This is a genomic window from Citrobacter sp. RHBSTW-00570, from assembly GCF_013739755.1.
Classification (GTDB): domain Bacteria; phylum Pseudomonadota; class Gammaproteobacteria; order Enterobacterales; family Enterobacteriaceae; genus Citrobacter; species Citrobacter braakii.
In genome coordinates, this window is record NZ_CP056399.1 from 916,058 (window position 1) to 937,881 (window position 21,824).

The 21,824-nt window shown below is 54.9% G+C and carries 18 protein-coding genes and 1 other RNA gene; 11 read left to right on the forward strand and 8 right to left on the reverse strand.

The features are described 5' to 3' along the window. The first annotated feature begins 28 nt into the window (after positions 1–28). The gene (locus tag HV237_RS04405; protein WP_046274941.1) at positions 29–925 is read left to right on the forward strand and encodes a LysR family transcriptional regulator; all 897 of its coding nucleotides are present in this window, start codon (positions 29–31) and stop codon (positions 923–925) included. Here the strand turns inward: HV237_RS04405 and HV237_RS04410 are convergent. From HV237_RS04410 to argP, 5 genes are all read right to left on the reverse strand, one after another. Then, on the reverse strand, positions 922–2,388 hold the full coding sequence (locus HV237_RS04410) for an acetyl-CoA hydrolase/transferase family protein (RefSeq protein WP_047357830.1): 1,467 nt from the start codon (positions 2,386–2,388) through the stop codon (positions 922–924). The genes HV237_RS04405 and HV237_RS04410 overlap by 4 nt on opposite strands. 24 nt (positions 2,389–2,412) lie before the next feature. Next, a complete protein-coding gene (scpB, locus tag HV237_RS04415; protein WP_016154367.1) occupies positions 2,413–3,198 on the reverse strand; it encodes a methylmalonyl-CoA decarboxylase in 786 nt (261 codons plus the stop codon). A gap of 10 nt (positions 3,199–3,208) precedes the next feature. After that, complete coding sequence (meaB, locus tag HV237_RS04420; protein WP_047357829.1) at positions 3,209–4,204, reverse strand: methylmalonyl Co-A mutase-associated GTPase MeaB; 996 nt, start codon at positions 4,202–4,204, stop codon at positions 3,209–3,211. Then, positions 4,197–6,341: a methylmalonyl-CoA mutase gene (scpA, locus tag HV237_RS04425; protein ID WP_047357828.1), complete on the reverse strand. Its 2,145-nt coding sequence runs from the start codon at positions 6,339–6,341 to the stop codon at positions 4,197–4,199. The genes meaB and scpA overlap by 8 nt, the downstream gene beginning before the upstream one ends. A gap of 226 nt (positions 6,342–6,567) precedes the next feature. Then, entirely contained in the window at positions 6,568–7,461 is an 894-nt protein-coding gene (gene argP / locus HV237_RS04430; protein ID WP_003825477.1) for a DNA-binding transcriptional regulator ArgP, read from the reverse strand. A gap of 170 nt (positions 7,462–7,631) precedes the next feature. On the opposite strand from argP, the gene rpiA reads away from it, so the two are divergent. Continuing rightward, entirely contained in the window at positions 7,632–8,291 is a 660-nt protein-coding gene (rpiA, locus tag HV237_RS04435; protein ID WP_016154364.1) for a ribose-5-phosphate isomerase RpiA, read from the forward strand. 270 nt (positions 8,292–8,561) lie between these two features. Further along, complete coding sequence (serA, locus tag HV237_RS04440; RefSeq protein ID WP_016154363.1) at positions 8,562–9,794, forward strand: phosphoglycerate dehydrogenase; 1,233 nt, start codon at positions 8,562–8,564, stop codon at positions 9,792–9,794. A 381-nt stretch (positions 9,795–10,175) separates the two neighbouring features. Here the strand turns inward: serA and HV237_RS04445 are convergent, their stop codons facing one another. The 3 genes from HV237_RS04445 to zapA all read right to left on the reverse strand — a co-directional run bounded on the left by HV237_RS04445 (position 10,176) and on the right by zapA (position 11,346). Then, complete coding sequence (locus HV237_RS04445) at positions 10,176–10,772, reverse strand: 5-formyltetrahydrofolate cyclo-ligase (protein ID WP_047357827.1); 597 nt, start codon at positions 10,770–10,772, stop codon at positions 10,176–10,178. A gap of 19 nt (positions 10,773–10,791) precedes the next feature. Continuing rightward, a non-coding RNA gene (gene ssrS, locus HV237_RS04450) (6S RNA) lies at positions 10,792–10,975 on the reverse strand. 41 nt (positions 10,976–11,016) lie between these two features. Beyond that, on the reverse strand, positions 11,017–11,346 hold the full coding sequence (zapA, locus tag HV237_RS04455) for a cell division protein ZapA (RefSeq protein ID WP_003026980.1): 330 nt from the start codon (positions 11,344–11,346) through the stop codon (positions 11,017–11,019). A 167-nt stretch (positions 11,347–11,513) separates the two neighbouring features. On the opposite strand from zapA, the gene HV237_RS04460 reads away from it, so the two are divergent. From HV237_RS04460 to HV237_RS04495, 8 genes are all read left to right on the forward strand, one after another. Then, entirely contained in the window at positions 11,514–12,092 is a 579-nt protein-coding gene (locus HV237_RS04460) for a YecA family protein (RefSeq protein WP_016157420.1), read from the forward strand. Between the two features lie 24 nt (positions 12,093–12,116). Further along, positions 12,117–13,442: a Xaa-Pro aminopeptidase gene (gene pepP, locus HV237_RS04465; protein ID WP_047357826.1), complete on the forward strand. Its 1,326-nt coding sequence runs from the start codon at positions 12,117–12,119 to the stop codon at positions 13,440–13,442. After that, positions 13,439–14,617, forward strand: coding sequence for a 2-octaprenyl-6-methoxyphenyl hydroxylase (gene ubiH / locus HV237_RS04470; RefSeq protein WP_047357825.1), 1,179 nt, complete (start codon positions 13,439–13,441; stop codon positions 14,615–14,617). The genes pepP and ubiH overlap by 4 nt, the downstream gene beginning before the upstream one ends. Positions 14,618–14,755: 138 nt before the next feature. Beyond that, positions 14,756–15,958 (forward strand): FAD-dependent 2-octaprenylphenol hydroxylase, encoded by a 1,203-nt coding sequence (gene ubiI / locus HV237_RS04475; RefSeq protein ID WP_047357824.1) that lies wholly within the window; start codon positions 14,756–14,758, stop codon positions 15,956–15,958. A 452-nt stretch (positions 15,959–16,410) separates the two neighbouring features. After that, entirely contained in the window at positions 16,411–17,505 is a 1,095-nt protein-coding gene (gcvT, locus tag HV237_RS04480) for a glycine cleavage system aminomethyltransferase GcvT (RefSeq protein WP_016154356.1), read from the forward strand. A gap of 25 nt (positions 17,506–17,530) precedes the next feature. Next, the gene (gcvH, locus tag HV237_RS04485; protein WP_003026965.1) at positions 17,531–17,920 is read left to right on the forward strand and encodes a glycine cleavage system protein GcvH; all 390 of its coding nucleotides are present in this window, start codon (positions 17,531–17,533) and stop codon (positions 17,918–17,920) included. A gap of 176 nt (positions 17,921–18,096) precedes the next feature. Then, a complete protein-coding gene (gene gcvP, locus HV237_RS04490; RefSeq protein ID WP_019077632.1) occupies positions 18,097–20,970 on the forward strand; it encodes an aminomethyl-transferring glycine dehydrogenase in 2,874 nt (957 codons plus the stop codon). A gap of 61 nt (positions 20,971–21,031) precedes the next feature. Beyond that, positions 21,032–21,775, forward strand: coding sequence for an SDR family oxidoreductase (locus HV237_RS04495; RefSeq protein WP_016154354.1), 744 nt, complete (start codon positions 21,032–21,034; stop codon positions 21,773–21,775). Positions 21,776–21,824: the final 49 nt, after the last annotated feature.

Below are 21,824 nucleotides of genomic sequence, written 5' to 3' on the forward strand. Positions count from 1 at the left end.
AGGCCATAGCGATTTTTAAGGGGACGCTATGGATATTTTTATCTCGAAAAAGATGCGTAATTTCATTCTGCTGGCGCAAACCAATAACATCGCCAGAGCGGCAGAAAAAATACATATGACCGCATCGCCTTTCGGTAAAAGCATTGCTGCACTGGAAGATCAAATCGGCTATACGCTGTTTACCCGTAAAGATAACAACATCAGCCTGAATAAAGCCGGACAGGAGCTGTATCAGAAGCTGTTTCCCGTCTATCAGCGCCTCTCTGCCATTGATAATGAAATCCATAACGCCTCTTGTCGCTCGCGGGAAATCGTCATCGGTATCGATAATACTTATCCAACGATTATTTTTGACCAGTTGATTAGCCTTGGCGATAAATATGACGGCGTGACGGCCCAGGCCGTTGAATTCAGTGAGAATGGGGTGATTGATAATCTGTTCGACCGCAAACTGGATTTCATTATCTCGCCACAGCACGTTTCTCCCCGCGTACAGGAGTTGGAAAATCTGGCGATCAGCGAACTGCCTCCGCTACGTCTGGGGTTTCTCGTTTCCCGGCGCTACGAAGAGAAACAGCCGCAGGATCTGCTGCGCGAGCTGCCCTGGCTGCAAATGCGCTTCCAGAATCGCGCCAACTTTGAGGCGATGCTGGATGCTTATATGCGGCCCTGCGGGATCAATCCGACGATTATCTACCGTCCGTACAGCTTTATGGCCAAGATTAGCGCGGTGGAGCGCGGGCAGTTTTTGACGGTGATTCCTCATTTTGCCTGGCGGCTGGTGAATCCGTCGACGCTAAAGTATTTCGACGCGCCCGGCAGCCCCATGTATATGCAGGAGTTTCTCTATTCGCTGAAAAATCATCGCTATACCGGCACCATGCTCCAGCATATTGCTGAAGATCGTGACGGTACGGCAAGTTAACCGAGCATCGATCCTGTCTCGAGAAGGTTGCGATGCAGATCGAACGCATGGCTGAGATCGTGATGGATATGCCCGCCGGGCGCTTTTTCCAGATAGCGGTGCAGGTAGTCCCGGTAAAGGGGATGCGCACAGTTATCGATAATCGTGTGCGCCCGCTGCATCGGAGATAACCCACGCAGATCGGCAATCCCTTGTTCGGTCACGATCACTTTAACGCTATGTTCGCTGTGGTCGACATGGCTGCACATCGGCACGATGGTTGAGATTTTCCCGCCTTTGGCAATCGACGGCGCCATAAAGATAGACAGATAGGCGTTGCGCTCGAAATCCCCGCTGCCGCCGATACCGTTCATCAGGTTCACGCCCGCAACGTGCGTGGAATTGGCATGGCCGTAGATATCAAACTCAAGCCCAACGTTGAGTGCAATGACCCCCAGCCGACGGATGATTTCCGGGTTATTGGAGATCTCCTGCGGGCGCAGCACAATTCGGCTGGCGAAGAAGTCCATGTTGTCGTAAATCTTCTGTAGCGACGGGGCTGAGATGGTCAGGCTGGAGGCGCTGGCACCGGTGATCTTGCCCGTTTCCAGCAGATGCACCACCGATTCCTGTAACACCTCTGAATACATCATAAAGGGCGGGATATCCGGATTCTCTCCCAGTCTCGCCATTACCGCGTTATTGATATTGCCCACGCCGCTTTGTAAGGGCAGAAACTCTGCTGGAATGCGTTTGTGCGCCATTTCTGCCAGTAGGAAAGTGACTACGTTATCGGCAATTTGTTGGCTGAGCGGATTGGTTTTATCCGACACATTCCCGGCATCGGGCAGCTCGGTATCCACCACCGCGACCACTTTCCTGGGGTCTATCTGCACGCACTGACTGCCCACGCGATCCATGGTATGAAATATGGGCACGCTGTTACGCCGCGGCGGTGCGCCGGGTATTACGATGTCGGCAAACTCAGCCACGCGTGGATTATGGTAATGATTCAACTCGATAATCACCTTTTTCGCCCGCAGCAGCCAGGTGGGTGCATTGCCAATACCGCTGGAAAGCCAAATCCGGCCATCCGGCGCAATGGCGGAAGCTTCAATGACGGCAACATCGATTTCGCCAAAAAAGCCGTAATTAACCATCTGCGCGACTTCGCTCAAATGGAGATCGACAAACCTCACCTGGCCCTGGTTAATTTTCTCGCGCAGGCCAGATGAGGTTTGATAAGGCGCACGCCAGGAAACGGCATCCGCCGCGGATAGTGCATCATCAGCGGCGGCGCCAATTGACGCCCCGGTCAGCAGGCGGATCTGAAAAGGCTGCCCGTCCTGATGCCGTTCGCAGGCGCGTTGGGCAATTGCGGTGGGTAACGCTTTTGGCGAACCCGCGGGGGTAAAGCCGCTGAACGCCACCATATCATCGTGCTGGATAATTTCTGCCGCCTGTTCGGCGCTCATCCGTTTCATGGCCGTCTCCTTCGTCGGACGTGATTAATGGCCAACAAAATTAGGTTTACGTTTTTCCATAAACGCGTTCATCCCTTCCTGATAATCCTCGCTGTCATACACCGCGCGGCGCATGCCCTGAATGCGCTCGAATTCGTCAGAGTTCATGGTGTGTGCTTCGCCCAACACGCGCAGTTCTTCTTTGATGACGGCGATTGCCAGCGGCGCTTTTTCCGAGATGTGATGCGCCATTTGCAGGGTGAAATCTTCCAGTTCCTCGGTTGGAACGACATGGTTGAGGATCCCGACCGCCATAGCGCGTTGAGCGGTGATGGGCGAGGCGGTAAAAATCAGCTCCTTAACGATGTGAAAACCAGCGTCGCGGGTCAGGTTGTGGATGCCCACCAGGTTATAGGGCACGCCGAGGTTGACCGGGGTCATGGAGAAGGTAGACGTACTGGCTGCGATGATCAGATCGGAACTCATGATCATCTCAAACGCGCCGCCCCAGACGCTGCCTTCAACCATGGAGATCACCGGCTTCGGATATTTTTGGATCATACGAGTTATCTGACGCAGCGGATCGTCATAAGAGAGCGGATCGCGACGTCCGGTGGGGAGTTCATGAATATCATGCCCGGCAGAGAACACTTTGGCCCCGCTCGGGGCGCGCAGAATGATGCAGCGAATGTCCGGACGATTGAGGTCGTTCAGCGCCTGCATCAGATCGTCAATAAACACTTTGCTCAGGGCATTGAGCTTGCGGGCGTAATTGAACTCAATGACCGCGACTTTCTGGATGATGACCACGTTGACGTATTGATAAGACATAATGTTCTCTTTATTGAAAGTAATGATGCTGGATAAATTCGCTGATGTGCCGCAGGCCGGTGCGCGGCGAAAGATCATTGTTTTTGACGGCCAGCAGCGTCTGCTGGAAATACTGGTCGAAATCAGCCCGTGCAAACAGCAGATGCAGGGCTTCTTCTTCAGCCTGCTTGTGTAGCCATTCCACCGCCTGCTGCTGGCGGACTTTTTCCAGTCGACCGCTGGCGGTAAGGCACGTTTTAAAGTCGGTTATCGCCTGCCAAACCTCCTCAATGCCGCGTTTTTCCAGGGCGCTGCAGGTCAGAACCTGCGGCTGCCACTCGTCATATTTGCGGCGCAGAATATGCAGGGCGGATTCGTACATATGGCGGGCGATGGCAACGCTGGTACGGTTATCACCGTCGTCCTTGTTGATGACGACCAGATCCGCCATCTCCATCAGGCCTTTTTTGATGCCCTGCAAATCGTCGCCACCGCCGGCGATTTGCAGTGAGAGAAAGCAATCCACCATGCCTGCGACTTCGGTTTCTGACTGTCCAACGCCGACGGTTTCCACAATCACCACGTTGAAGCCCGCCGCCTCGCACAGCAGCATTAATTCGCGGGCGCGCTGGCTGGCGCCGCCTAAATGACCGCTGGAAGGAACCGGACGTATAAACGCAGATTCTGCGCGAGCCAGTTCCGTCATGCGGGTTTTATCACCAAGAATGCTGCCGCCGCTAACCGGGCTGCTGGGATCGACGGCGATCACCGCTACCCGTAACCCGCGGCGAATCAACAGCATGCCGAATGCTTCCAGAAAGGTGCTTTTACCCGCGCCTGGCGTGCCGGTGATCCCCAGACGCAGGGCGTTACCGGTGAACGGCATAATCGCGTCCAGCAATTGCGTACTCAGCGGCTGGTGGCGCGGGTGATTGCTTTCGACCAGCGTCATCGCCTGGGCGAGCGTAGCCCGTTCACCGAGTCGCAAGCGGCGGACGGTATCCTCAAGCGTGGTGGCGTTAATCATGATGCTGACTGATACGGGTTAACACATCGCGGACGCTGTCGAGCATCGGCGTGCCTGGGCCATAAATGGCTGCCACGCCATGTTCGTGTAGAAAAGCGTAATCCTGTGGCGGAATAACCCCGCCGGCGACGACGCAAATGTCTTCGCGTCCCCAGCCTTTGAGCGCGGTGACCAGCTCCGGGATCAATGTCTTATGACCAGCTGCCAGCGATGATGCGCCAACGACATGCACATCGTTTTCTACCGCCAGACGGGCAATTTCCTCCGGTGTGGAGAACATCGGGCTGAGATCGACATCGAAGCCGAGATCGGAGTAGGCGCTGGCGATCACTTTTGCGCCGCGATCGTGGCCGTCCTGACCCATCTTGGCGATCAGAATACGCGGGCGGCGGCCATTTTCTGCGAGGAATTGTTCGGTTTGCGCAACAATGGCATCGAACTCATCGGCGGATTTGTCGGACTGGTGATAGCTTTGCGCAATCACCCCAGTAACACACTGGCTGGGAACCAGATAACGGTCAAAGGCGGCCTCGAGCGCATCGGATATTTCGCCGAGCGTGGCGCGAACGCGGGCGGCGTTGACGGCGGCTGCCAGCAGATTTTCATTCTGTTGCGCGGCGTGGGTCAGCGCGGATAGCGCGGCTTTAACCGCATCATTGTCGCGGGTGGCGCGGATATGCTGCAGTGAGGCAATCTGCTCGTTGCGCACCTTCACGTTGTCGATCTCCAGCACCGACGTGTCGTCTTCTTTATCCAGCTTGTATTTGTTCACCCCGACGATAACGCGCTTACCCTGGTCGATCAGCGACTGTTCGCGCGCGGACGCTTCTTCGATCATCCGTTTAGGAAGCCCGGCTTCAATCGCCTTCGCCATGCCGCCTGCCTCATCAATCTGCTTGATGATCGTGCGCGCCTGCTTCACGATTTGATCGGTGAGTGATTCGACGTAATACGATCCGGCCAGCGGATCGACGGTGCGGCAGATCTCTGATTCTTCCTGAATGATGATCTGCGTATTACGCGCAATACGGGCTGAGAAATCGGTGGGCAGACCGAGCGCTTCATCAAAAGCGTTGGTATGCAGAGACTGAGTGCCGCCAAGCGTAGCGCCGAGCGCCTCAATGGTGGTTCGTACCACGTTGTTGTACGGGTCCTGCTCGGTCAGGCTCCAGCCTGAGGTCTGGCAGTGGGTACGCAGAGCGAGAGATTTCGGGTTGGTCGCGCCAAAACTGCTGACCGCTTCGCTCCACAGATACCGTGCAGCGCGCAGCATGGCGACGTTCATAAACAGATCCATGCCGATGCCGAAGAAGAATGACAGGCGCGGGGCGAAGTCATCAATTTTCAGTCCGGCGGAAAGCGCGGCCTTGATGTATTCAATACCGTCTGCCAGCGTAAACGCCACCTGCTGTACGCAGTTTGCCCCGGCTTCACCCATGTGATAGCCGCTGATGCTGATGGTGTTAAAGCGCGGCATGTTGCCTGAGCACCAGGCGATGATGTCGGCGATAATGCGCATGGAGGGTTTTGGCGGATAAATGTAGGTGTTGCGGCACAAGTACTCTTTCAGAATATCGTTCTGAATGGTCCCGGTGAGCTGTTCCGGCGTCACGCCTTGCTCCTGCGCCGCGACGATATAAAACGCCAGTACCGGCAGCACCGCGCCGTTCATGGTCATCGATACCGACATCTTATCCAGCGGGATCTGGTCGAACAGCACCTTCATATCTTCGACGGTATCGATCGCCACGCCGGCTTTGCCGACGTCGCCCGCTACGCGCGGGTTGTCTGAGTCATAGCCACGATGAGTGGCAAGGTCAAAGGCGACGGAAAGCCCTTTTTGCCCAGCGGCGAGGTTACGGCGGTAAAAGGCGTTGGACTCTTTGGCGGTAGAGAAACCGGCGTATTGGCGAATCGTCCACGGCTGCGCGGTGTACATAGTGGCACGCGGGCCCCGCACGTAAGGCGGCAGACCGGGCAGGGTGCCCGTGACTTCCAGATTATCGAGATCCGCTTCGGTGTACAGCGGCTTGATGGTAATCCCTTCCGCCGTTTGTCTTTCCAGCGACTCAACGGTTTTTTCCCGTCGACTGAGTTCTTTATTGGCGAGTGTTTGCCAGTCCTGCACATTAGCCATTTTTTGCTCCGTATTACGCAATAAGTTGAATCTTTGCGAATACGGTGTGCTTTTTCATTTGGCTTGTCGCCAGCAAAAAATAGCCAACAGGACGTCTTTTTTTGCCGCGTGGCGTGTTTTATTTTGTGATGTATTTCAAAGACGTGGCGGGAATAGCATGAAAAGAGGGGAAAGGCTTGCAGGCCGGATAAGGCGTGACGCCGCTATCCGGCCTCTGTTCGAGGAATTAATCCTGACGCAGTACGTTGTGGCCATAGGCCAGCAGCGCGTCGGTGACGTTGCGCATCATGCGGCTTTCTGGTGCAAAGCGGTGCCAGTACAGCATTCGACGCTGGAACAGGCCTGGCGTTAAGTCGATAAGCTCACCGCTTTCCAGCTCTTTCTCAATCTGTAAGTGTGGGATCATGCAGCAGGTTGTTCCCTGACGGGCTAACTGGACGAAGGCTTCAGACGAGTTAACGATATGGCACGGTACGCTGCCCGGCGGCAGGTCGAAGTTTTGTTGCAAGAACGCCTGGTGCATATCATCAAGATGGTCAAACGCGACCGCCGGGGCTTTCAGCAGGGCGGAACGGGTGACGCCGTTTGGGAAATAACGCTCGGCGAAAGGTTTAGAGCCAACAAACAGGTAGTCCAGCGCGCCCAGTTTATCCACCAGACAGCTTGGCAGCGCCTGATGTTGAATACTCACCGCACCGACTACTTCACCACGACGCAGACGTTCCTGGGTTCGGGTTTCATCTTCAACCTGCAGGTTCAGTCGAATCGGTGAATTAGCCAGTACCGGGGCCAGCGCCGGAAGTAACCAGGTCGCCAGACTGTCGGCGTTCACCGCCAGCGAAAGCAGAAGCGGCGTCGAGCCGGTTTGTTCATCGCCCAGCCACTCGTCTTCCAGCAGTTCAACCTGGCGCAGAAGCGCCAGTAGTTTCTGTCCCTGTTCCGTTGGGCGCGGCGGTACGGTACGCACCAGCAGCGGTTGTCCGAACATATTCTCAAGCTGTTTTATGCGCTGTGAAACCGCGGATTGCGTGATGCACAGCTTTTGCGCCGCGCGCTCAAATCCTCGTTCACGAATAACCGCATCCAGTGCTTGTAGTGTTCTGTAGTCCGGACGTTTCATTGCTTTGACGCACTCCTGAAATTTTTGCTTGTTCTGCACTATGACACAATTTTTGATTGGGTAAAGACGAAATCCGCCGCTTGCGAGCGGGTGTGGGGACATTTTTCTGCACAATGTTCTATAATGCGCGTGAATTTTCCCACCATATTCACACCACAGGCGAAACGATCATGACGCAGGATGAACTGAAAAAAGCAGTAGGATGGGCGGCACTTCAGTATGTACAGCCCGGCACCATTGTGGGCGTAGGTACAGGTTCAACAGCCGCACACTTTATTGATGCGCTGGGCACAATGAAAGGTCAGATTGAAGGTGCGGTATCCAGTTCGGACGCATCGACTGAAAAACTCAAAAGCCTTGGCATCCACGTGTTCGATCTTAACGAAGTGGACAGCCTCGGCGTATACGTTGACGGCGCGGATGAAATCAACGGTCACATGCAGATGATCAAGGGCGGCGGCGCAGCGTTGACCCGTGAAAAAATCATTGCTTCCGTGGCGAAGAAATTTATCTGCATCGCGGATGCGTCTAAAGAAGTCGATATTCTCGGTAACTTCCCGCTGCCGGTCGAAGTGATCCCAATGGCGCGCAGCGCTGTGGCTCGCCAGTTGGTGAAGCTAGGCGGTCGTCCTGAATATCGTCAGGGCGTCGTGACGGACAACGGCAACGTGATCCTCGATGTGCACGGTCTGGAGATCCTCGACGCCATCGCGCTGGAGAATGCCATCAATGCGATTCCAGGTGTGGTAACCGTCGGCCTGTTTGCCAACCGTGGTGCGGATGTCGCGCTGATCGGTACGCCTGACGGCGTGAAAACTATCGTAAAATGATCTGACGGGAGCGTCTTCTCCCGTTAAAAAAATTTTGGCAGGGCAAATTTGGTGACTTGTGTCACGTTTATAATATTGTCCTGCCGATCTCTCCAAAGAAAAAGTTATCGCCAGTATTTTCCTCTGACATTTCCCGTTGAATGACATTTCTTCAGCACGGCGACGCAAACGTTCATATTGCCGCAATATTATTTTTTGATATGTTGAAGAGACGGATGAAAATCCCACACACAACACATCAGTTTGAACAAAAAAGACAGGGTCGGGGAAATGGCAAAGGTATCACTGGAGAAAGATAAGATTAAATTTCTGCTGGTTGAAGGCGTGCACCAAAAAGCACTCGAAAGCCTTCGTGCAGCAGGTTATACCAACATCGAGTTTCACAAAGGTGCTCTGGACACTGAACAACTGAAAGAGTCCATCCGTGATGCCCACTTCATTGGCCTGCGATCCCGTACCCATCTGACTGAAGATGTGATTGACGCCGCAGAGAAACTGGTCGCGATTGGCTGCTTCTGCATTGGCACCAACCAGGTTGATCTAAGTGCAGCGGCAAAGCGCGGGATCCCTGTATTTAACGCACCATTCTCTAACACACGTTCCGTTGCTGAGCTGGTGATTGGCGAACTGCTGCTACTGCTACGTGGCGTACCCGAAGCGAACGCCAAAGCGCACCGCGGCGTGTGGAATAAACTGGCTACCGGCTCTTTTGAAGCGCGTGGTAAAAAACTGGGGATCATCGGCTACGGCCACATTGGTACTCAGTTGGGCATTCTGGCGGAATCGCTCGGGATGCATGTCTTTTTCTATGATATTGAAAATAAACTCCCGCTTGGCAATGCCACGCAGGTACAGCATCTTTCCGACCTGCTCAATATGAGCGACGTGGTGAGTCTGCACGTGCCGGAAAATGCCTCCACCAAAAACCTGATGGGCGCGCGTGAGATTTCGCTGATGAAACCGGGTGCGCTGCTGATTAACGCCGCACGCGGTACGGTTGTTGATATTCCTGCGTTGTGCGACGCGTTAGCGACTAAACATCTGGCGGGGGCTGCAATCGACGTATTCCCAACCGAGCCAGCAACTAACAGCGATCCTTTCACTTCGCCGCTGTGTGATTTCGATAACGTGATCCTGACGCCGCACATTGGTGGTTCAACGCTGGAAGCGCAGGAAAACATCGGTCTGGAAGTAGCTGGGAAACTGACCAAGTATTCCGACAACGGGTCTACGCTGTCTGCGGTAAACTTCCCGGAAGTTTCGCTGCCGCTGCACGGTGGTCGTCGTCTGATGCACATTCACGAAAACCGTCCGGGCGTACTGACGGCACTGAACCAGATTTTTGCCGAGCAGGGCGTCAACATTGCCGCGCAGTATCTGCAAACTTCCGCGCAGGTAGGTTATGTGGTTATCGATATTGAAGCGGATGAAGATGTGGCGGAGAAAGCGCTGCTGGCGATGAAAGCCCTTCCGGGAACCATTCGCGCTCGTCTGCTGTACTGATTTCCTCTACATGGGCAGGCGGTTGACCTGCCCATCTTTCCTCTGATTTCCCTGCCTCAAAATCTCTTTCTGTAACGCATACATTCTGTTTTCGAGCTTTGCCGCAGTTGGCAACTAAAGGCAGCGTTGCGTGTTGTACAGCAATAAAAGGAATTTACGATAGGGGCGCAGCATAGCGCTGAAACGGGAAAGCCCCTACCGAAGCAGGGGCTCTAAAAAGGAAAGGGACGATGATGAGATACGTCATCATGCTGCTGATCCTGTTAATCATCGCTTGGCCAGCATATTAACAGAGAGTACGCAGGAGGGAGGTTCGCCTCCCTCACCCTTCACCGAGGAATTTAGGTCAAAAAAACGGCGCTGTCAATCGGCAAAAAACGGCTACCACTCCCAGATTTTGGACGGCGTCACCACCGCTGGCAGCGGGATATCCCACTCTTCAACCGGCAATTTTTCTACCAACTGGCAGTCATGCGCGTAGCCCACGGGTTGGATCTTATGCTGCTGCCAGTTTTGTAGCGTGCGGTCGTAAAATCCACCGCCCATGCCCAGGCGCTGCCCGTCCTCATCAAATGCCACTAACGGCGTAATCAGTACGTCCAGCTTTGACAGCGGCAATACGTCGCGTACATCAAGCCGTGGTTCCATGATCTTTAAGCGATTGGTCACCAGGTCGCTGCGCGGATGATAGTGCAGGAACAGTAAATTACCGGGACTGAAGGGATGAAGAACCGGAAGGTAAACGCGCTTGCCCGCTCGCCACAGTTGATCTATCAGCGGCTGGGTATCGAGTTCGCCATCGAACGAGAGAAATACCGCCACAGTATGCGCGAGTACAACAGGGGGAAAACTGAGCATTCGGGTCGCGGCTTGCTGACCGTATTGTCGTTGCTGTTCAGAGGTCAGCGCGCGACGACGCTGTCGAATCAGTTGACGAATTTCTTGCCGGGATAAAGGGAGTTCAGAAAGTAGTGTCATGGCTGTTGCCAGGTAGAAGGGAATCTCCGAGATGCCGCCGCAGGCTGTAACCCTTGAACCCTTGGTTCAAGGTGAATGCGTCGTCACAGTTTTAAGGCTTCTCGGACGGGCCGAGCATGCTCACCAACCATGGAGCGCCACATTCTTGTGGTATGAAATATCGGCTCAGGGGACTGGCCCGCTTGCAAACATCTCAGAGAAATTTTGTCTTCACGGTCACTCTACCACAGTAAACCGAAAAGTGTTATTCAAAGTTTTGGCCCGTTTTTTCGGTTATGCGACCCTGATCAAGCAACGCCTGTTCGATGGTCTGTTGTAGCATCCGAATACGTTGTTCCATGCTCGCCGCGTACTCACGCGTCTTCGCTTTTTCCTGAGTTAATTCATAGCTGATGTTCAACGCGGCGATGAAAACCAACTGCTCAGTATTTGTGACTCTAGTGCGAACTTTCAGATCTTGCAATCGCTGATTGAGATCGTCCGCAGCCTGATTCAACGCATCCCTTTGTTCAGGCGGGCAATTCACTCGCAGTGAACGGCCAAATATTTGGATATCGACGGGTTGTGCAGACATGCCACCTTCCTGCTGATTGACTGCGCTGCCTTCGTCTCCAGACCTTGGGTCCGCGAAGGGGCGACACTATAGCTACCCTGGTATCAAGATACAAGCCCTTTTCTGGTCCACCAGGGCCCAAAGTGGTAGCATACCATGAATATTCCTCCCTTTGATGACGAATGCTTATGTCTATACAGAACGAAATGCCTGGCTACAACGACGTTAGCCAGTTTTTGAACCAACAAGGGGCTGGATTAACCCCGGCCGAAATGCACGGCTTGATCAGCGGGATGATTTGCGGCGGCAACAACGACAGCTCATGGCAGCCGCTGCTGCACGACCTGACGAACGAAGGTTTGGCCTTCGGTCACGAGCTGGCTCAGGCACTGATGAAAATGCACTCTGCCACCAGCGATGCCCTCGAGGACGACGGCTTCCTTTTTCAGCTTTATCTGCCTGAAGGCGACGACGTTAGCGTGTTTGATCGTGCCGATGCGCTGGCGGGATGGGTAAACCACTTTTTGCTGGGCCTTGGCGTTACGCAGCCAAAGCTCGACAAAGTGACCGGTGAAACCGGCGAAGCGATTGACGACCTGCGCAATATCGCTCAGTTGGGATATGACGAAGACGAAGATCAGGAAGAGCTGGAAATGTCGCTCGAAGAGATTATCGAATACGTGCGCGTAGCCGCCTTGCTGTGTCATGACACGTTTACGCGTCAGCAGCCGACCGCGCCGGAAGTCCGTAAACCGACTCTGCACTAAGAACGAAACGCAAAGGAGAGTGTGATGAGCGAGATATCTCAGCAAGAATTCCAGCGTCGTCGCCAGGCTTTACTGGCACAAATGCAGCCCGGCAGCGCCGCGCTGATTTTTGCCGCGCCTGAAGCGACGCGCAGCGCGGACAGTGAATACCCGTACCGTCAAAGCAGTGATTTCTGGTACTTCACCGGTTTTAACGAACCGGAAGCCGTGCTGGTGCTGATTAAAAGTGATGACACTCATAACCACAGCGTTTTGTTTAATCGGGTTCGCGATCTGACGGCGGAGATCTGGTTTGGCCGTCGTCTGGGCCAGGATGCCGCACCGGCAAAACTCGGCGTTGACCGGGCGCTGGCCTTCAGTGAAATCAACCAACAACTGCACCTGTTGCTCAATGGCCTGGACGCGGTGTACCACGCGCAGGGCGAATATGCCTGGGCAGACGAGATTGTGTGCACGGCGTTGGATAAACTGCGTAAAGGCTCCAGACAAAATCTGCACGCACCCGCCGCGATCATCGACTGGCGTCCAATGGTCCATGAAATGCGCTTGTTCAAATCAGCAGAAGAAATTGCGGTCATGCGCCGTGCTGGAGAGATCAGTGCGCTGGCGCATACCCGCGCGATGGAAAAATGCCGTCCGGGAATGTTTGAATACCAGTTGGAAGGGGAGATTCACCACGAGTTTACTCGCCATGGCGCGCGTTACCCATCCTATAACACGATTGTCGGCAGCGGCGAAAACGGCTGTATTCTCCATTACACCGAAAATGAAAGTGAAATGCGCGATGGCGATCTGGTGTTAATTGACGCCGGGTGTGAATACAAAGGTTATGCGGGCGACATTACGCGTACCTTCCCGGTAAACGGCAAATTTTCCCCTGCTCAGCGTGAAATCTACGACATCGTACTGGAGTCATTAGAGACCAGTCTGCGCCTGTATCGCCCGGGGACGTCCATCCAGGAAGTCACCGGCGAAGTGGTGCGCATCATGATTACGGGTCTGGTGAGGCTTGGCATTTTGCACGGCGAGATCGACCAACTGATTACCGAAAATGCGCATCGCCCATTCTTTATGCATGGTCTTAGCCATTGGCTGGGACTGGATGTGCACGACGTTGGCGTTTATGGTCAGGACCGCTCACGTATTCTCGAGCCAGGAATGGTGCTCACCGTCGAACCGGGGCTGTATATCGCACCGGACGCCGATGTGCCGCCTGCTTATCGTGGTATCGGCATTCGTATTGAAGATGACATCCTCATCACCGAGGACGGCAATGAGAACCTGACCGCCAGCGTGGTGAAGAAAGCGGATGACATTGAAGCCTTAATGGCTGCGGCGCGACTGCAATGAGCGTGATTATCGTTGGTGGTGGTATGGTCGGTGCGACGCTGGCGCTGGCCATTTCTCAGCTCAGCCACGGGACTCTGCCTGTTCACCTGATAGAAGCGAGCGAACCTGAAACTGACCGCCATCCAGGGTTTGACGCCCGGGCGATCGCGCTGGCGGCAGGGACCTGCCAACAGCTGGCGCGAATTGGCGTATGGCAGGCGATTGCCGATTGCGCAACGGCGATCAAAACGGTTCACGTCAGCGATCGCGGCCATGCCGGATTTGTGACGCTGGATGCGCAGGAATACCGTATTCCTGCGCTGGGCCAGGTGGTAGAACTGCACGATGTCGGGCTGCGTTTGTTTGCGCTGCTGCGTAAAGCGCCGGGCATCACGCTGCACTGCCCCGACCGTGTAGCCAGCGTGTCACGCACGCAGGAACGCGTTGAGGTTACGCTGGAAAATGGTGAGATGATTAATGGTCGCCTGTTGGTGGCCGCCGATGGCACGCGCTCCGCGCTGGCTACCGCCTGCGGCGTTGACTGGCAGCAACAACCCTATGAACAACTGGCGGTGATTGCCAACGTCACGACCTCCGTTGCGCATGACGGGCGAGCGTTCGAACGTTTCACGCAATATGGTCCGCTGGCAATGCTACCGATGTCTGATGGTCGCTGCTCGCTGGTATGGTGCCATCCGCTGGAGCGGCGTGATGAGATTATGGCCTGGTCCGACGAACAATTTTGCCGCGAACTGCAAACTGCGTTTGGCTGGCGGTTGGGGCGTATTACCCAGGCCGGTAAACGCAACGCCTATCCGCTTTCATTAACCTCGGCGCAAAAAGCCATTACCCATCGTACTGTGCTGGTGGGGAACGCAGCACAGACGCTGCATCCCATTGCCGGACAAGGTTTCAACCTTGGTCTGCGCGACGTGATGAGCCTGGCTGAGACGTTGACGCAGGCGCAAAACTGCGCGGAAGATGTCGGTGATTATGCGGTGCTGGCACGCTATCAGCAGCGCCGCGAACGCGATCGCGAAACGACGATTGGTGTGACCAACAATTTGGTGTATTTGTTTGCCAATCGCTGGGCCCCGCTGGTCGTTGGGCGTAATGTCGGGCTGATGGCGATGGAATTATTCACGCCTGCGCGCGATGCGCTGGCGGAGCGGACCCTCGGTTGGGTTGCGCGATAGATATAACCTGTAGGCCGAATTAAAAAAGCAGGCCTGATTAGCGCAGCGCCATCAGGCAATGTCGCGGAAGTAATGCCGGATGGCGGCTTTGCCTTATCCGGCCTACGGTTTTGATTGTCCTATTTTCAGGAGCAAACAGTGCAAAGTGTTGATGTAGCAATTGTTGGTGGCGGCATGGTGGGACTGGCGGTTGCCTGCGGCTTGCAGGGCAGCGGGTTGCGCGTTGCAGTGTTAGAACAACATGTTCCGCAGCCTTTGGCGGCGGATGCACCTCCTCAGCTTCGCGTATCGGCCATTAATGCCGCCAGTGAAAAACTGCTTAGCCGACTGGGCGTCTGGTCCGACATTGTTGCCCGTCGCGCTTGTTGCTACCACGGCATGGAAGTCTGGGACAAAGACAGCTTTGGGCGTATTGCGTTTGATGACCAGAGCATGGGCTACAGCCATTTAGGCCACATCGTTGAAAACTCAGAGATCCATTACGCACTCTGGCAAAAAGCGCAGCGTTCAGCGGACATTACGCTGATGGCACCCGCTGAGTTACAGCAGGTAGCCTGGGGTGAGAATGAGGCATTTCTGTCCCTGAAAGATGGCGCAATGCTGACAGCTCGCCTGGTGGTCGGCGCCGATGGCGCTAACTCTTGGATGCGCAACAAAGCGGATATTCCGCTCACTTTCTGGGATTACCGTCATCATGCGCTGGTGGCGACTATCCGCACGCAGGAAGCTCACGGCGCGGTTGCGCGGCAGGCGTTTCACGGTGAGGGGATCCTGGCGTTCCTGCCGCTCAGTGACCCGCACCTGTGCTCTATCGTCTGGTCGCTCTCGCCGCAGGAAGCAGAACGCATGCAGCAGACAAGCGTTGACGAGTTTAATCAGGCGCTGAATATCGCTTTTGATAATCGCCTGGGGCTGTGCAGCCTTGAAAGCGAGCGTCAGGCGTTTCCGCTAACGGGACGCTATGCCCGTCAATTCGCTGCTCATCGTCTGGCGCTGGTGGGGGATGCGGCGCATACCATCCACCCGCTGGCGGGTCAGGGGGTTAACCTTGGCTTTATGGATGCGGCGGAGCTGATCGATGAGCTGAAGCGGCTCCAGCGTCAGGGCAAAGATATTGGTCAGTATCTCTATTTGCGCCGCTACGAGCGCAGCCGTAAGCACAGCGCAGCGATGATGCTGGCCGGTATGCAGGGCTTTCGTGAACTGTTTGCTGGCGAGAATCCGGCGAAAAAACTGCTGCGTGATATTGGTCTGAAACTGGCCGATACCCTGCCAGGCGTAAAACCACAGCTCATCCGCCAGGCGATGGGACTGAACGATCTTCCTGAGTGGTTACGCTAGCGTCCGTAAGGACAATCTTAAGAGTTTGAGACCCGTCACACTTTCCACTCCCGGCCTGCGCGCCGGGGTGCTTCTCTCATTTGAAATAATCTAATTCCACGCCTTTTTTCGCATTAGTTTTTTTAATATTACGTTTTTTTCATAACGCCATTTTTGACAATTTTTCCACATTTAATGTTGGTTGGTGCTGTTAATTCCAGCTTGTATTTATTTTTTATTCTGATTATTTGCCGTATGGGTGGGGTTTTGTTCTGCCGGTGATTTTGCTGTTTTTGGCCATAAGCTAATGTGATGGTTAATTTTGCCTTATGGTTTAGCGTCTGTTTCGGTGGTAAGTTCAGGACAAAGAGAACGTTTGCGTCGTGGCCCCTGGAGCGGCTGCGGTGCTGGGTTTCGTGGCGAAAATTTCACCGCGAAAGAGTTGGTAGCCCCGCTTATTCAACGAGGAAAAGATGGCTCAACAGACTCCTTTGTACGAACAACACACGCTATGTGGCGCGCGCATGGTAGATTTCCATGGCTGGATGATGCCACTGCATTACGGTTCTCAGCTTGATGAACACCATGCTGTTCGCACCGATGCCGGAATGTTTGATGTGTCACATATGACCATCGTCGACCTGCGCGGTAGCCGCACCCGGGAGTTCTTGCGTTATCTGCTGGCAAACGACGTCGCGAAGCTAACGAAGACGGGTAAAGCCCTCTACTCCGGTATGCTCAACGCTTCGGGCGGCGTGATAGATGACCTGATTGTCTACTACTTCACTGAAGATTTCTTCCGCCTCGTTGTAAACTCCGCCACCCGCGAAAAAGACCTCTCCTGGATTACCCAACACGCTGAACCTTACGCCATCGACATCACCGTTCGAGATGATCTGTCGCTGATTGCGGTGCAGGGCCCAAACGCGCAGGAAAAAGCAGCCACATTGTTTACTGACGAGCAGCGCCAGGCGGTAGAAGGCATGAAGCCGTTCTTCGGCGTTCAGGCGGGTGATTTGTTTATCGCAACCACCGGTTATACCGGCGAAGCAGGCTATGAAATTGCCATGCCGAGTGAAAAGGCGGCAGACTTCTGGCGTGCGCTGGTACAAGCAGGTGTCAAACCTTGCGGTCTTGGCGCGCGCGACACGCTGCGTCTGGAGGCCGGCATGAACCTGTACGGTCAGGAGATGGACGAAGCCATTTCTCCGCTGGCGGCCAACATGGGCTGGACCATCGCGTGGGAACCGACTGACCGCGACTTTATCGGTCGGGAAGCGCTGGAAATGCAGCGTGAAAAAGGCCACGAACAGTTGGTTGGACTGGTGATGACCGAGAAAGGCGTACTGCGTAATGAACTGCCGGTGCGTTTCACCGATGCTTCCGGCAATCAGCAGGAAGGCATTATCACCAGCGGGACATTCTCCCCAACCCTGGGTTACAGCATCGCGCTGGCGCGTGTCCCTGCGGGTATTGGTGAGAACGCGATCGTACAGATCCGTAACCGCGAAATGCCGGTAAAAGTGACTAAACCTGTTTTTGTGCGTAACGGCAAAGCCGTCGCGTAATTCATCCTTTTTTGGAGATTGATTGATGAGCAACGTACCTGCAGAACTGAAATACAGCAAAGAACACGAATGGCTGCGCAAAGAAGCTGACGGCTCTTACACCGTTGGGATCACCGAACATGCTCAGGAGCTGTTAGGTGACATGGTTTTCGTTGACCTGCCCGAAGTTGGCGCAACCGTCAGCGCGGGCGATGACTGCGCCGTTGCGGAATCCGTAAAAGCGGCATCCGATATTTATGCGCCAGTAGGCGGTGAGATTGTTGCGGTTAACGACGCGCTCAGCGACTCCCCGGAACTGGTCAACAGCGAGCCGTATGCAGGGGGCTGGATCTTCAAAATCAAAGCCAGCGATGAAAGCGAAATTGAATCGCTGCTGGATGCGACTGCATATGAAGCTTTGTTAGAAGACGAATAAATACGCTTCATTCTTCACGTTGCAGGTGTGTTGGCTTTCTTGCACACCTCAGTTACTTACTGATGTAAGCTCCTGGGGATGTGCTGCGTCGCCGCCTTCCTGCAACGCGAATTTTTTGCGTATTCAGGTAAGTAGAGACACCTACGATTCACTGCACGTTTCAGGAACCATCGCCCATGACACAGACGTTAAGCCAGCTTGAAAATAGCGGCGCTTTCATTGAACGCCACATCGGACCGGACGCCGCGCAGCAGCAAGAGATGCTGAATGCGGTTGGCGCCGAGTCGTTAAACGCGCTGATCGGCCAGATTGTGCCGAAAGACATTCAGCTCGCAACCCCGCCACAGGTGGGCGAGGCGGCGACCGAATACGCTGCGCTGGCTGAATTAAAAGCCATCGCCGGGCGTAACAAGCGCTTCACGTCCTACATTGGCATGGGCTACACCGCCGTGCAGCTGCCACCGGTTATCCTGCGTAACATGCTGGAAAACCCGGGTTGGTACACCGCCTACACCCCGTATCAACCGGAAGTCTCCCAGGGCCGTCTGGAAGCATTGCTGAACTTCCAGCAGGTGACGCTGGACCTGACCGGCCTGGACATGGCTTCCGCTTCTCTGCTGGATGAAGCTACTGCTGCAGCTGAAGCCATGGCGATGGCCAAACGCGTCAGCAAACTGAAAAACGCCAACCGTTTCTTTGTGGCGGCTGATGTTCATCCGCAAACGCTGGACGTAGTGCGTACTCGTGCGCAAACTTTTGGTTTTGACGTCATTGTTGATGACGCGGCAAAAGCATTGGATCATCAGGATGTGTTCGGCGTGCTGTTGCAGCAGGTTGGCACCACCGGTGAAGTGCACGACTACAGCGCCCTGATGGCTGAGCTGAAATCCCGTAAAATAGTGGTCAGCGTCGCTGCCGACTTTATGGCGCTGGTACTGCTGACTGCACCGGGCAAACAGGGCGCGGATATCGTTTTCGGCTCTGCGCAACGCTTCGGCGTACCGATGGGCTACGGCGGCCCGCACGCGGCATTCTTTGCCGCTAAAGACGAATTCAAACGCTCCATGCCAGGCCGTATTATCGGCGTCTCCAAAGATGCAGCGGGTAATACCGCCCTGCGCATGGCGATGCAGACTCGCGAACAGCATATCCGCCGCGAGAAAGCGAACTCCAACATTTGTACCTCGCAGGTTCTGCTGGCCAACATCGCCAGCCTGTATGCCGTTTATCATGGCCCGGTTGGCCTGAAACGCATCGCTAATCGCATCCATCGTTTGACCGATATTCTGGCAGCCGGTCTGCAACAAAAAGGATTGAAGCTGCGTCATGCGCACTACTTTGACACTTTGTGTGTTGAAGTGGCCGATAAGGCTGCGGTACTGGCGCGTGCTGAAGCGGCAGAAATCAACCTGCGTAGCGATATCCATAACGCGGTAGGTATTACGCTCGATGAAACCACCACCCGTGAAAACGTGGTGCAGTTGTTCAATGTTCTGCTGGGAGACAGCCACGGTCTGAACATCGAAACGCTGGACAAAGACGTGGCGCTCGACAGCCGTTCCATTCAGGACAGTATGCTGCGTGACGATGCGATCCTCAGCCATCCGGTGTTTAATCGCTATCACAGCGAAACCGAGATGATGCGTTATATGCACTCGCTGGAGCGCAAAGATCTGGCCCTGAACCAGGCAATGATCCCGCTGGGATCTTGCACCATGAAGCTGAACGCTGCCGCCGAGATGATCCCTATCACTTGGCCGGAATTCGCTGAACTGCATCCGTTCTGCCCGCCAGAGCAGGCAGAAGGTTATCACCAGATGATCGGCCAGCTTTCCGAATGGCTGGTAAAACTGACCGGTTATGACGCAGTCTGCATGCAGCCGAACTCCGGCGCGCAGGGCGAGTATGCGGGTCTGCTGGCGATTCGCCATTATCACGAAAGCCGTAACGAAGGCCATCGCGATATCTGTCTAATCCCGGCCTCTGCCCACGGTACCAACCCGGCCTCCGCACAGATGGCGGGTATGCAGGTAGTGGTTGTCGCCTGTGATAAAAACGGCAACATCGATCTTGGCGATCTGCGTGAAAAAGCGGCGCAGGCGGGTGAAAACCTCTCCTGCATCATGGTGACCTATCCCTCTACTCATGGCGTGTATGAAGAAACGATCCGTGAAGTGTGCGACGTTGTGCACCAGTTTGGAGGACAGGTTTATCTTGATGGCGCGAACATGAATGCTCAGGTTGGGATCACCACACCGGGCTTTATCGGTGCTGATGTCTCACACCTTAACCTGCATAAAACATTCTGCATTCCGCACGGCGGCGGTGGCCCAGGTATGGGACCAATCGGTGTTAAATCGCATCTGGCGCCGTTCGTGCCGGGTCATAGCGTAGTACAGATTGAAGGGATGCTCACCCGTCAGGGCGCGGTTTCTGCGGCACCGTTCGGTAGCGCATCCATTCTGCCGATCAGCTGGATGTACATCCGTATGATGGGCGCAGAAGGTCTGAAGCAGGCAAGCCAGGTGGCGATCCTGAACGCTAACTACATTGCCAGCCGTCTGAAAGATGCCTATCCGGTGCTGTATACCGGTCGCGATGGTCGCGTGGCACATGAATGTATTCTCGACATTCGCCCACTGAAAGAAGAGACCGGCATCAGCGAACTGGATATTGCCAAGCGTCTGATCGATTACGGTTTCCATGCGCCGACCATGTCGTTCCCGGTAGCGGGTACGCTGATGGTGGAACCGACTGAATCGGAAAGCAAAGTGGAACTGGATCGCTTTATCAATGCGATGCTGGCAATCCGCGCAGAGATCGATCGCGTGAAAGCCGGTGAATGGTCGCTTACAGATAACCCGCTGGTTAACTCCCCGCACACGCAAAATGAGCTGGTCGCGGAGTGGAATCACGGTTACAGCCGCGAAATCGCCGTCTTCCCGGCGGGCGTAGCGAACAAATACTGGCCGACCGTGAAACGCCTTGATGACGTTTACGGTGACCGTAACCTGTTCTGCTCCTGCGTGCCGCTGAGTGATTATCAGTAATCGACTGATTCAGCTATCTTTTAAAGGCGCTTCGGCGCCTTTATTTTTGGGGAGAATAGTGATGGCTATAGCACTGGTTACGGGGGGCAGTCGCGGTATTGGCCGGGCAACCGCGCTGCAGTTAGCGCTAGAGGGTTACACGGTCGCCGTTAACTTTCATCACAATATTCGTGCGGCAACGGAGGTGGTGAACAATATCGCCGCTGCGGGAGGAAAGGCGTTTGCTCTGCGGGCAGATATCAGCGATGAAAGCCAGGTCGGGGCGATGTTTGAGTCCATTGACCGCGAGGGCGAGCCGCTGACTGCTCTGGTGAACAATGCCGGGATTTTGTTTGAACAGAGCACGGTGGAAAGCCTAACCGCTGAGCGTATTAATCGCGTCCTGGCGACTAATGTTACCGGCTATTTTCTGTGTTGTCGGGAAGCGGTAAAGCGTATGTCGTTTAAGCACGGCGGTCAGGGCGGGGCGATTGTGAATGTCTCTTCGGCGGCGTCACGGCTTGGCGCCCCGTTCGAATACGTTGATTATGCAGCCTCAAAAGGTGCGGTGGACACGCTTACCACCGGCCTCGCGTTGGAGGTTGCGGCGCAGGGGATACGCGTGAACTGCGTGAGACCCGGTCTTATCTACACGGAAATGCATGCGTCAGGCGGCGAGCCGGGAAGGGTGGATCGCGTGAAATCCATGTTGCCTATGCAGCGCGGCGGACAGCCGGAAGAGGTCGCGCAGGCGATAACCTGGCTGCTGAGTGAGAAGGCGTCTTACGTCACGGGCAGTTTTTTGGAGCTGGCCGGCGGGAAGTAATGAGTTGCTTGCCGGATGGCGGCGTAAATGTCTGCTCTGGTCTACAGGT